Raw genomic sequence first — 12770 nt, 5'->3', positions numbered from 1 at the left:
GAGCCTAATAAAATTATATAACAATACGACAAAACATTCAATTTATATTGGCAAAGTGATTTTTACTATAGTACCTATGTTTATTTCACTCCAAACATGAATTTTGCCATTATGTTTATCTATTATCCACTTTGAAATTGAAAGACCTAAGCCTGTACCTCCACTACTTTTAGTTCTAGATTTATCAGCTCTATAAAATCTATCAAATATATGAGGCAAGTCTTCCTTTGAAATTCCTGTACCATTATCTGCAATGGTTATTATAGCTTCCTTTTCTCTTTTATAAGAATCAATTTTTATGCCTTCACCTTTCTCGGTATATTTGATACTGTTGTCTATGAAAATTCTTATAGCTTCCTTTATGAGCTTTTTGTCAGCATTGATGCTAAATTCATCATTATGCTCATTTTCTATTTTATGGACATCATCAATTAATTTTGTCTCTTTTACTATTTCATCTATCAGCTCATTCATCATGAAATTTTCTTTCTCAACTTTTTGAGTATTTTTATCTCCTCTTGCAAGAAATAAAAGTTTCTCTATCAAGTCTTTCATGCTTTTAGATTCACTTTTTATAGCATCAATGGATTCTTCAAGTACATCTTTATCATCTTTTCCCCAGCGGTCTAACATATTAGCATATCCTTGGATTACTGAAATAGGTGTTCTCAGTTCATGTGATGCGTCAGAAACAAATTGATTTTGTTTCTCTATAGAACTTTGAATTCTGTCCATCATATCATTAAAAGTTTTTGCTAAATCCTTAAGTTCATTTTTTGATCCCTTAATATCAAGTCTTTTATCCAGGGCGTTAATTGATATCTTTTTCACTGTATCTGCCATAGTATACACAGGAGATAAAAATTTTTTACTGGCCTTTGAACCAATTATTATGATTATAATTAATCCTATAATATTCCATACTGCTAAAATTTCTAAAAGAACTACTATATAATTATCCTTTCTACTATTTTGCATATAGTAGTTAAAGCTTCCAATTATACCTAAAGTAATGAAGAAAAAAATTATCACAAAGGTGAATACATAGGTTACTGTTATCTTAAAGCTAATGGAAAATCTAAGTTTGTTTTCTATACTTTCAACTGCCCTGCTTAAATATTTAGGTAAAATCTTCAAAGCACGCTCTAATAGTAAAAACAAAATCTTTATAATTTTAACTATTATTCTAAATATAAGCTTAATCTTACTCATCCTTTAATTGATACCCCACTCCTCGAACGGTATAAATAAATTTGTGATTAAATCTATCATCTATTTTACTTCTCAAATAACGAATATAGACGTCTACTACATTAGTATCCCCTGTATAATCATATCCCCATACTTTTTCAAGAATGTTTTCCCTTGAAAGTACTATATTTTTGTTTACCATTAAATATTTTAATAGATCAAATTCTGTTTTTGTCAGTTCTACTACTTCATCATCATATGTAGTAAGATATTTACTCACATTAAGTTTCAATTTACCTATTTCTATAATACCAGATTTATCTGGTGTAACCCTTTTATGCTTAAATGTAACACGAATACGTGCAAGAAGTTCTTCTATAGCAAATGGTTTTGTAATGTAATCATCTGCACCAATATCAAGTCCCATTACTTTATCCATTATTTCATCTTTTGCAGTAAGCATGATGACAGGAACTTCAGAGTTCTGCCTTAACCTCCTTAGTACTTCCATTCCATTTAATGAAGGAAGCATTACATCAAGTATTATAAGATCAAAGTTTTCATTTAAAGCTTTTTCCAGTCCATCTCTTCCATCTACAGCTTTATCTACAATATATCCTTCATGTTGAAGTTCCAACTCAACAAACCTTGCAATTTTCACTTCATCTTCTACAATAAGAATTTTTTCACCAGCCATATTATCCTCCTGTACTTTTTTAATTTTATTATACCTTTTTTATTACTCACAATCCTTATAATAAGCTAAATTCTAGGCAAAAATAGAACCTGCTTTATGAAAAATCATAAGCAGGTTTCATTTTATGCATTCTTAATCTCTTCTGTTATTTTATATTTGGCATTGTTCATAGCTTCAGTAACTTTATCTATTTTACTATTAATACTGCATTCTTCTCCACTTTCTTTATGAAATCTTATCTTACAACTTGTAATTAAAGCAATTACTACAACAGCTATTGCAACAGGAAATGCAAATATACAAAGTAAAACTGCCAGAGTAGAAGGCAAATTTAAAATTGTTTTATCATCTTTAGATATTACAAATCTTACCTTGTTAGCCTTTAAAATAATATTTTTAATTTTTTTAATAAAAGGTGATCCCTTTATGCTTTCATGCTCCGGTTTGATTTTATTCTGTTCCTCTAAATACAAAAGTGCTTCCAGCAAATCACCATTACATTTTTCAAGTGCCTCTTTGGCCTCCTTATAGCTTACATTTGCTCTTTTTCTTAATGAATCAATTTGTTCAATTGAAATTGTCATCTTAATTCCTCCCTATAACTATTTTTTAATAATGAATTTTCTCTATGCCTATATACTACTGGGGAATAATTAGAAGACAATTAGTTAAAGATTAGAATTTCATTAGAAATCAGTTACATAGAATTTTTTATGTAATTAAATTTAATCAATTAATTATATTCTCTATTTCTTTTATTACTTTTTCAAAATCATTATTAAAACTATTTTCTATAGTTATGTCAGCTTGATCTATAACTTCACTTGCTGACTTTTTCATTTGACTATCTTTTGAATTTTTTATCATAATAAAGACGCCTGGATTAACAACTTTTCGTAAGCTATTTGATTCACATATTATAAGAGCATTTTCAGGCATTTTAGTAATAAATACATTAAACCCTTCGTATATATTATTCTTTAATGCTTTTAGCCAGTAAACATTCTCTGCACCAGCAGCTAATAGTAAAGATGTATCCTTATTATTGTCTGAATTTAACTCTTTCGTTATCTCAAAGTTTCCTTTTAAGCTTGAACATGCCCCACAACCTTCTCCTCCGCGTATGCATTTCCCATTTTTGTCCTGGATAGTTGTCACTTTTAGTGCTACCACCGGTCTACTTAATTTATATTTATTTATTATTGAAACAGCAAGAGTAGTTTTTCCACTGTTTCTAGCAGTTGAACCAATTAAAATCATATTGGGGACATTATATTTTTTAGTTTCCATTTTACTTCTCCTCTTCTGATATAGCTATTTACTCAATTTACGCACATATAAAATTTTGACTTAATATAAAAATATTGCGAAGCAATTTTCTTAAAGAACAAAGTTCAAAGTTCAAATATCAAATAAGGATAACTTTCTTCCTAATGTCAGAAAATATTAAAATTATAGATTTCCTGAGTTACGAAGAAAATCATCTTTATCTATTCTTTGTTATTTGAACTTTGTTATTTTCAAAAGCTTTGCTTCGCAAGTTTTTTAACTGCGAAAATTGAGTTACTTATTAATAGTATAATCTTAATTATGTTTTGTAACAAACTAAAAAATTCCCCATACAATAAGGTATTTAATATACTTACCTCCTTGGCGTATACGTAGTATGAAGCAAATGATGAATATTATCTTCTACCAAGAATTCTTTATAAATTTTCTGTATTTCAGGATTATCATGTGATTTTCTATATTCCATATTTTCATCATGTACATACGTACTGCATGTACGATTAGTATACGCATCAGCTTTTTCATCAGGTATCAATACCTTAGGTTGTCCGCCCCCGCTAACACATCCAACTGGACAGGTCATCACTTCAATGAAATGGAAATCTGCTTTCCCAGTTTTAATTGCTTCCAAAACTGGTACAACATTTTTCAGACCAGCAACTACTGCTACTTTTAGTGTCAAATCTCCTACTTTAATTTCTGAACTTCTTACGCCTTCGCCGCCTCTTATGAATTTGAGATCGACATCTGGAATCTCTTCTTTAGTAATCAATTTATATGCCGTACGCAGGGCAGCTTCCATAACACCACCAGTAGCACAGAAAATAGTGCCTGCACCAGAATAAGTTCCAAGTGGCTTGTCAAATTCTTTTTCAGGTAAACCATTAAAATCAATGCCAGCATCTTTTATTAATTGTGCAAGTTCCCGTGTGGTAATTACAGCATCTACATCCTGATATCCACTGTCTTTCATTTCAGGACGTTCACATTCAAATTTTTTGCAAATACAAGGCATAACTGAAACACTATAAATCTTGCCAGCATCTACACCATCAACCTGTGCACCATATGTTTTAAGCAGAGCACCTTCCATTTGTTGCGGAGATTTACAAGAAGACAGATGTGGAATAAGTTCCGGATAATCCTGCTCAATAAATTTTACCCAAGCAGGACAACATGAAGTGAACATTGGCAGTACTCCACCTTCAGTAACCCTTTTAATAAGTTCACTGACTTCCTCCATAATAGTTAGATCAGCAGCAAAATTAGTATCATAAATTCGATCAAAACCTAACTCTCTTAGCGCAGCTGCCATTTTCCCTGGTGTTAAACTTCCAAGTGGCATACCAAATTCTTCGGCAATAGCCACACGTACTGCTGGTGCGCATTGAACCATAGTAAAAAGTTTAGAATTTGCTAAGGCCTCTTTTACTGCTGGAGCGTCTCCTCTATAGTAGGATGCAAATAAGGGCTCTTTAACAGATGGAAGCATATTACGCTCTTTTATCTTTTCCTTATGAGGAGTAATATCTTCATCAAATGCAGATGCATAAGCACTGCAAATTTGTACACACTGACCACACAAAACACAGCGTTCAGTATTAATTGTTTGAGGTTGTCCCTTCTCACCTTCTATAGCATCTACAGGACAAATATCTGCACATCGTCTACATCCTGTACACAACTCTTTATCAATTTTGACAATACCTTCACTTTTAACTGTCAAAACAATCGCCTCCTAGCTTATTTTAGATTAAATTTCTAATCAAAAACACCTTTTACTGCATCCCAAAGATTATCAACTGCCTCTATATTTCGTTTCTTTTTTACTTGTTTTGGTACAATAAGTTCCAACGCTTTCTCTGGACATGCCCTAACACAAGCTGGACCATCAGGCTGATCAATACACAAATCACATTTATGTGCCACAATTACTTCTTTTTTTACTAAACCATTATCCGTTTCAGACATAAGCACATTCTGAGTAACTAGTTGACCATCTTTATACTTAGGTACAAGATCCATTGCACCAAACGGACAAGCCATTATACAAGTTTTACATCCTATACAAGCTTCGGTATCAACCACAATCTTATTGTCAAGCTGACTAATAGCCCTTACCGGACAAACATTGGCACAAGGAGCATCTTCACACTGTCGACATTGAATAGGCACAGTTACTTCAGCTGTTTTAACAAGAAAAAGCCGCGGCATAATTGGAGTTTCTACTGTTCCCACTGTCTTCCCGTCATTATCAGAATGTGAAGCAGCACAGGCAAGTTCGCAAGCTTTACACCCTATACATTTATGGGCATCAGCTATTACAAAAGAGTTAAGTTTCATATTCAATTACCCCCTTATAAGTTATTTTAGACTTTAACATAATTCTAAGGATTTTATTTTTCTAGTCCCATAAGGACTAAAATTTATATGATAGGACTTCCTCACTTTTTATCTGATAACTGCCTACTGTAACACTCCCACTAAGTAAGATCCATTGATAAACAAAATTTTTGGCACCAAATAAAATTATCAAAGTATATATCAATAAAAATGAGAAAATCTCTATGTACCAACATTAAAAAATCAATTTTTAAATATAATTACTCTCTAATATAAAATATTGTAGTTAAGTAAAAAATATCCTTAAAATATTATATTATAGAGCAATTAAATAAAATAACCTTACAGAGTTTTCCCTAGTCAAGAACTTTATTTATATTAATGATTTTATATAAAAATCGTCTTGATAATATTTCCAATTAATTGTATAATATTGTAAAAGGAGTGATAACTATGGAAAACAAATCAATAAACATAAGCGATTTCAAAATAAATACTTACAAGACAAAAGATGTTGCAAAATTATTAAACACCAGCACTCAAACAATTAGAAATTACTGTCTTACTTTCAAAGACTATTTAAACTCCAATCATCACTGCAAATATAGAAATTTTACTGAAGATGATATTAACAAATTAAAGATGATTCAATACTTATCCAAGGAAAAGCATTATACAACACAACAAATTAAACAATATTTCTTAGATAATGATTCTTCCCTATTTAGTAATCAAAAAGATTTAGAATTTGCAGCACAAGCAATATCCAATTTGATAAAACCTGAAATAGAAACTATTATTAGACAATCTGTTTCAGATATTATGCAAAACAATACAAATATCATTAAAAGTGATATTGAAAAAAGCAGTTCTCTAATCAATGATAATTTATCTAAGATATTAAATGATAAAAATTCCCTATTTGATTCTATTACAAATACTAAAGAATTAGTTGAACAAATTCAAAATAATCAATCTGAATATATTAGCCGAAAGGAGAGAAAGAAACAAAAGAAACAAAAGTGGTTTAAATTATTTAGATTTTGTGAGGAGTAGATTTATCTTCTGCTCCTCGCCAACTTAATGATTCAAATGATTTTATCCATTTATCCAGCGTCTAATAAAATAATATATTAATTAATCAGGATTTTTATCATTTATAATTTTGCTTGCCTCTTCCTCTGTAAGATCATAATTCAGAAATGTCTTATAAAAGTTTCTAGTTTCTTTAACTATATCCAAATTTTTAAATTTATCAGGGTGAAGTGTCTTTGCTGCCCATTGTATCTGTAATGCTTCTTCTGCACCATACCTGTCCCACAAAAATGCTCCTGTTGGATTTATATAAACCTTCCTATTCTTAACAGCATTTATCTGGCTCCAAGTTGAATTTTGAGTTAACTGGTCTATATTCTTTATAGCACTTTTGGCATCAGTTAAAGTATTACTTCCAAGTATTATAACATCTGGATTCCATTTGAGTATTTGCTCTGTAGAAGTTACTTTCATATTACCAGTTATTTCAGATGCTGCATTTATTCCACCCGCTGCTTTTATCCATGAATCAATTATAGTATTCTTTCCATCTACCGTAAGTGGTGAAAAAGATATTATATGTAGTACTTTTGGTTTTTGTGAATCAGGTATCTTGGATGTTACATCTGTTACCATTTTCAATTTGCTATCTAAATAAGAAACATATTTGTCTGCTCTCTTTACTGAATCCCCTCCAAGAATTTCTCCTGTTAATTTAACAGTCTTTTTCATGCTGTCAAAGTCAGTAAAATTTAATTGTACTGTAGGAATTCCAAGTTCCTTTACCTTTCCTGCTGTCTTAGAATTTATCGGCATAAACAATATATCAGGTTTTGTCTTTAAAACTTCTTCTGTATTTACACTTTCATTTGTAAAATCAGTAACTGCACTTTTCATCTGTGGATTTACTTTATAAAGCCACGGAACAGATTGCGGAGTAGAAATTGTTGAAACTATCTTATTTCCAGCTCCAAGCATAGTTACCATTTCATTATGTGCCGGCCATGCATCGGCTATTTTATCAATTTTGGCAGGAACTTTCACTTTCTGCCCTGCAGCATCAGTTATAACTTTTTGCTGCGATTTTTCACTACTCTTTGTAGAATCTGTGCTACTTTGTCCACATCCTGCTAGCAAAAACACAGCTGCAAAAATAATTGCAATTAAATTTCTAACTCTTCTTATTTTTTTCATTATACTTTCACATCCTATCTTAATTTTTTATATCAATTAAACAGCTTTGCCTGTTTCAAATAACTTAATTTGATTATCTTTTAAATATCTTTCCTACTTAATCGAACTTCATCTCTCCATTGTACATTTTTATAATCTTCAAAACTTATGTTAACTCTTCTGGCACCACGTTTAAAAAACTTTGTTGGGTTGCCTTCTTGTATAACATCCCAGGCTCTTTCCTTTTCAAGAATAACTGTACCAGCTAATACATCAACCCCATAACTAAACAACATTTCAGTTATAGGAACACTTGGTCCAATTAATATTACATTTGCATTTTTACTCAATTCAAGAAGCCTTGGAAGAGTTTTATTTATAATAGTCGTTCCTGTTATAAAAACATAATCCTGATAAGGTAAAATATACTCACAGGCTGGATCAGGGTAATCTCCCCCATCAGGTTTTCTCTCTAATATTGACAGTTTACATATTCTTCTAAGTGCTTCTACTCTCGGGAAATGCCCTATTACTGTGACATTCTTTCCTATTATTTCTTCCTTTAACGATATAAATGAAGATTCATTAGGTTGTCCATTTAAATCACCGGGATAAATTTTAGAAACATTACTTTCAGTATTTATTACCGAATTTATTGCTGCCAATCCAAGTGCAGCCTCGTAATTATTCCAGGACTTTACATACCTAGCTATTTCACAAACCTTCATTCCTGCTATATGCTCAGGAATACTTACCTTACCATACACTTCTAAAGGTCTCATTGCCATGCCAATTCCCTCGGACTCCACTAAAAACCAATTTACTCCCATTAAACATCTTTTTATTTCTATATTTTCTGGTATTCTTGAAATAAGGTTATTATATATCTCCCACATAATTGCTCCCCCATTTTTACTGTCAACTTCCTTGTTTTATTTTATTTTACTTTGTCTTTAGGTATTTTAACCATGAGCGCCCCATTATTAAAAAATTCATGTCTACCGCCTTCTCTGATTAAATTCCATACTTTATTACGTTCTGTAACTACAGTCCCTGCAAGCATATTAATACCATACTTATATAAGCACTTAGTCATAGGTGTACTAGGTCCTACAACAGTAACGTAAGCATTTTTACTAAGCTGAAGAAGTCTCGGTAAGGTTTTATTTATTAAAGTAGTTCCTGTTATAAACACAAATTCCTGCTGGGGTAATAAATATTCACAGGATGGATCTGGGAAATCTCCCTTTTGTGGAATTCTTTCAAGTATAGAAAGTTCACATATCTCAGCTAAAGGTTCAAGATCTGGAAAATGTCCTATAACGGCTACCTTTTTTCCCTTTATTTTATCTTTCATGTATTCAAAGTCATTAATATTAGGCTGTTCACTTATCTTAATGCCACTAAATGTTTCTACATTGTAAGGAGTATTAATTACAGAATTAATTGCTGCTAACCCTAAAGCCGCTTCATAATTACTCCAAGATTTTATAAATTTTGCTACCTCACAGACTTTCATTCCAACCACATTACCCGCTATCTGCAAATAAGAATTTCCCTCTTTAGGTGTCATTGCCATACCTGTTCCAATAGATTCCACTAAAAACCAGTTTAATCCTGCTACAAAATCTTTTATAACTAAATCCTTAGGTATTAATTCTATTAACTCATCATATATCTCCCACATAATTGCTCCCCCATTTTTAATTTATAAATCACATAAATATTCATTTACATCAAAATCAATAACCTCTCCGCTGCGTATTGTATTTCTAAGTTTTGTCATTTTTATATCAAATTTTTTAAGCAACTGAAGATTTTTTCGTTCAGCATAATTAGTTTCAATTATTTTATTTATTCCTCCATTTTTTATAACAATTCTCTTATTGCCCATAAGAGCTAATATAGGATCATGAGTAGACATAAAAACTATTTTTTCCTTTTTCACTAGTAATTCTATTGCTTTTCCCCTATCAATACCTGCGTTTTCTATTTCGTCAATTAAAACTATAGGAGATATACTTAATAGTGCTGTATCCGCAACCATCAGTGACCTTGATTGACCTCCGCTCAATTGTGTAACAGGTACATCATAAGAAAACTTTTCACCGGCAAGTTCATTGGCACATTCAATTATTGCTTTAACCGTATCTTCTACTTTATGTATCATCCTGCTTTCTGCATGCATTGTAATGAATTCCTTAACCGTTAAATCCATTACAAAATTCATATTTTGAGAAAGCTGTACCACTAGCTTATTGTCCATAGAAAATCTTTTATCTATTTCAGGTACTTTCCCATTTATAAGTACCTGCCTACCCGTTTGAGTATCCTTCTGTGCAATACATTCAATATCCGCTAACAGTCTGCTTTTACCAGCTCCTGTAGGTCCAACTAAAGATATGATTTCGCCAGGCTTTACTGTGATATTTATATTTTCATTTTTTCCTGACTTGTCATGTCCTCCTATAATAGTTATATATTCAATGTGACTTTCTGATTTTAATTTTAACTCTTCCATTTTCTCAACAAACAATTGAAAATGGTTTAATATCTCTTCTCTATCAAGTCCGCAGTCATCAATAAATTCATCTGTAAGTGTTTCTACTATTTGTTCTAATGTGCACTCATTGTTATAATTTTTAATTCCAATTGATGTAAAAAAGTCTTCTATATATGAGTCTTCTTTTATTAAGTGTTTTATAGGAATTGATATAACTTTATCCTTCATTATATGGCATCCCCCAAATTCATTTTTTTTACATTTCCCTTTTCATAATCCTTGCCTATCTTCCTTTCACCTACACAATAAGGACAAAGTGCGGAGGGCATAGTGAACCTTAACATTTCTCCTTCTAAGTTATTTACTTCTGAAGCATTTTTTAAACTTTCACTTAAGTCATAAGCTCCCTGTCCCGTTATACCATTCACACAAAAAATTGAAGCTTTTGGATTAGATTGCTTTACCTTAAAATAAAACACCTCTCTTTCTGCTTGAGATACAATATCTCCTTTAGTTATAACTATAATGTCAGCTAATTTTAGCATAGGGCCCACTTTTTTAGGTGTATTTATTCCAGAGAGATTATCTATTACACATATGGCAAGGACACCTTTTATATGAGGCGAACATCTGTTACATAATCCTGCACTTTCGCTAATTAATAAATCCAAATTGTTTTTACATCCCCAACTTACACAATCATTAATATTACTTATATAGAAGTGATCAGGACATAAATTTCCAGAGAGTCCTACTTTCACTGGAATATCTGCTTTTTTATATAAAATATCATCAAATGTAGAAAGACAATCAAATTTTATTACACCTACATTTAGCTTTTTTAACTTCAAATACTGTATAGTTTTTAAAATTACGGATGTCTTTCCAGATGAAGGTGGACCTGAAACGGTAATTAATCTCATTTTTTTCACCTACTCCATAAATATACTTTTTAATACTTGTTTAAATTGGATTTTCACAATTTAGTATTTCTTTAACCTCATTATCCTTTAATTCATATTCAAAGAAATTTTTATAAAAATATTTTGTTTCTTTTCCAATATCAATATCTTGAAATTTTTGGGGATATATGTTCTTAGCCATCCATAATAATTGCAGTGCTGATTCTGTTCCAAGTCTTGCCCATGAAAAGACACCACTAGGACTTACAAATACTTTATTGTCTTTTACTGCCTTTAATTGGCTCCATGAAGGATTTTTTGCTACTTTACTTTTTTTAAGATTCCCATCTACTATTATCTCATCTGGATCCCACTTAAGCATTTGCTCCATGGAAACTTCTTTATATCCATCTACTTCATTCGCTGCTTCATTTATTGCTCCTACCATATTTATAGTTTCATTTTGAGGCATGTTTCTCCCCCATACTGAAATACTTTGATTTTGCACAGATAGATAAATTACCTTAGGTCTTTCATTTTCAGGTATTTTAGACGTTATAGAAGATACTCTACTTATATTTTTGTTAAAATAATCTTTATACTGTTCTGCTTTCTTATATTCATTTTCTCCTAGCACTTTACCTGTTATAACGACACTATTTATTATGTCTTCTATGCTATTATGTTTATAATCAATCATAACTACAGGTATACCTGCTTCTTTAACTTTTTGTACACTGTCGCCTTTACGTAAAAATGCTATATCTGGTTTAGACTTTACCAATTGTTCAATATTAGTTGTTTCTCCATTAAATGGGTAAGATATATTCTTAAGTTGTGGATACAATTTAATGGCCCAAGGATAGCTTTTCTTAATAGCAGGAGATGTTGCAACTATTTTATTATTTCTGCCACTAACTGTAAAAAGTGCATTACAAAATCCAGGCCAAGAAGTTGCCACTTTAGTAACCTTCACAGGAACCTTAACTGAATTTCCATCCATGTCTACAATAGTTTTAGTGCTTTGTGATTGTTTATTTGAGTTTACACTTGAAGACGAACTCTTATTTTCACAACCCGTAATACCTGTAACTAAAATCATGCATAAAACAACTAATAATATAATTAAATTGTTTGTTTTTAATTTTTTAAACATATTTATATCCTTCTCTCCTAATAGTCAAATACTTACTTTTCATTTCTTAAAGGGTATTTGAATTTATGCTGTTAATAAAAATAGAATTTAAATAATTCTTTAGTTTACACATATCATTGGATTTAATATAATTCCAACCAATCCACTTGAATTTTGCATTTTTAGGGAGTTCGTTATCTACACAAGGATTTAGTGACAGACAGCAGCCTTCTGCACATTCGCCTCCAAATTCTTTTCCTGTAATCAATATGACTTTATGTTTAATTTTCTAACTTTTAAGACTGTCTGGAGCATAGTCCTTTCTCCAAACTTATTTAGCAAATCATCTTGATTATTTAAATTAAATCCACATATTCTAAAAGTTACAAGTGTTCCTCCTGCCATTTCCACATACCATTCTGTATAGGAATTACGTCCATGACTTGTAAGTGCATCAGGTCCTCTCACATAATAAACCTTGGGTTTTTCTGATTCGGACAA

The 12770-nt window shown here is 31.1% G+C and carries 15 protein-coding genes; 1 reads left to right on the top strand and 14 read right to left on the bottom strand.

Translation table 11 applies throughout. From position 1 onward, the window contains the following. Positions 1-42: 42 nt before the first annotated feature. The 6 genes from CLJU_RS08505 to CLJU_RS08480 form a co-directional block, all read right to left on the bottom strand. Positions 43-1212 (bottom strand): sensor histidine kinase, encoded by a 1170-nt coding sequence (locus tag CLJU_RS08505; RefSeq protein ID WP_013238392.1) that lies wholly within the window; start codon positions 1210-1212, stop codon positions 43-45. Continuing rightward, positions 1205-1888: a response regulator transcription factor gene (locus tag CLJU_RS08500; protein ID WP_013238391.1), complete on the bottom strand. Its 684-nt coding sequence runs from the start codon at positions 1886-1888 to the stop codon at positions 1205-1207. The genes CLJU_RS08505 and CLJU_RS08500 overlap by 8 nt, the downstream gene beginning before the upstream one ends. A 122-nt stretch (positions 1889-2010) precedes the next feature. Then, positions 2011-2472 carry a DUF4342 domain-containing protein gene (locus CLJU_RS08495; protein ID WP_013238390.1) on the bottom strand — a complete coding sequence of 154 codons (462 nt, stop codon included), beginning with the start codon at positions 2470-2472 and terminating at the stop codon, positions 2011-2013. Positions 2473-2617: 145 nt separating this feature from the next. Further along, positions 2618-3178, bottom strand: coding sequence for a hypothetical protein (locus CLJU_RS08490; protein WP_013238389.1), 561 nt, complete (start codon positions 3176-3178; stop codon positions 2618-2620). Between the two features lie 352 nt (positions 3179-3530). Next, positions 3531-4904 (bottom strand): [FeFe] hydrogenase, group A, encoded by a 1374-nt coding sequence (locus CLJU_RS08485; protein ID WP_013238388.1) that lies wholly within the window; start codon positions 4902-4904, stop codon positions 3531-3533. Between the two features lie 35 nt (positions 4905-4939). Then, positions 4940-5521 carry a 4Fe-4S dicluster domain-containing protein gene (locus CLJU_RS08480; protein WP_013238387.1) on the bottom strand — a complete coding sequence of 194 codons (582 nt, stop codon included), beginning with the start codon at positions 5519-5521 and terminating at the stop codon, positions 4940-4942. Between the two features lie 453 nt (positions 5522-5974). On the opposite strand from CLJU_RS08480, the gene CLJU_RS08475 reads away from it, so the two are divergent. After that, on the top strand, positions 5975-6577 hold the full coding sequence (locus CLJU_RS08475; protein WP_013238386.1) for a MerR family transcriptional regulator: 603 nt from the start codon (positions 5975-5977) through the stop codon (positions 6575-6577). An 81-nt stretch (positions 6578-6658) separates the two neighbouring features. On the opposite strand, the gene CLJU_RS08470 is transcribed toward CLJU_RS08475, so the two are convergent. From CLJU_RS08470 to CLJU_RS08435, 8 genes are all read right to left on the bottom strand, one after another. Continuing rightward, positions 6659-7750: an ABC transporter substrate-binding protein gene (locus CLJU_RS08470; protein WP_013238385.1), complete on the bottom strand. Its 1092-nt coding sequence runs from the start codon at positions 7748-7750 to the stop codon at positions 6659-6661. An 80-nt stretch (positions 7751-7830) separates the two neighbouring features. Next, entirely contained in the window at positions 7831-8625 is a 795-nt protein-coding gene (locus CLJU_RS08465; protein ID WP_013238384.1) for a DUF364 domain-containing protein, read from the bottom strand. 41 nt (positions 8626-8666) lie between these two features. Beyond that, positions 8667-9416, bottom strand: a complete 750-nt coding sequence (locus tag CLJU_RS08460) for a DUF364 domain-containing protein (protein ID WP_013238383.1) — start codon at positions 9414-9416, stop codon at positions 8667-8669. Positions 9417-9437: 21 nt separating this feature from the next. Next, complete coding sequence (locus CLJU_RS08455; RefSeq protein ID WP_013238382.1) at positions 9438-10460, bottom strand: ATP-binding cassette domain-containing protein; 1023 nt, start codon at positions 10458-10460, stop codon at positions 9438-9440. Further along, positions 10460-11155, bottom strand: coding sequence for a GTP-binding protein (locus CLJU_RS08450; RefSeq protein ID WP_013238381.1), 696 nt, complete (start codon positions 11153-11155; stop codon positions 10460-10462). The genes CLJU_RS08455 and CLJU_RS08450 overlap by 1 nt, the downstream gene beginning before the upstream one ends. A 40-nt stretch (positions 11156-11195) precedes the next feature. Further along, positions 11196-12290 carry an ABC transporter substrate-binding protein gene (locus CLJU_RS08445; protein WP_013238380.1) on the bottom strand — a complete coding sequence of 365 codons (1095 nt, stop codon included), beginning with the start codon at positions 12288-12290 and terminating at the stop codon, positions 11196-11198. A gap of 46 nt (positions 12291-12336) precedes the next feature. Next, positions 12337-12537 carry an ABC transporter substrate-binding protein gene (locus CLJU_RS23335; RefSeq protein WP_023163433.1) on the bottom strand — a complete coding sequence of 67 codons (201 nt, stop codon included), beginning with the start codon at positions 12535-12537 and terminating at the stop codon, positions 12337-12339. After that, the gene (locus tag CLJU_RS08435) at positions 12534-12770 is read right to left on the bottom strand and encodes a hypothetical protein (protein WP_013238379.1); all 237 of its coding nucleotides are present in this window, start codon (positions 12768-12770) and stop codon (positions 12534-12536) included. Before CLJU_RS08435 ends, CLJU_RS23335 begins: the two co-directional genes overlap by 4 nt.

The organism is Clostridium ljungdahlii DSM 13528, assembly GCF_000143685.1.
Lineage (GTDB): Bacteria > Bacillota > Clostridia > Clostridiales > Clostridiaceae > Clostridium_B > Clostridium_B ljungdahlii.
The sequence above is the reverse complement of the archived record's forward strand: the minus strand, read 5'-3'. Positions and strand labels throughout refer to the sequence as shown.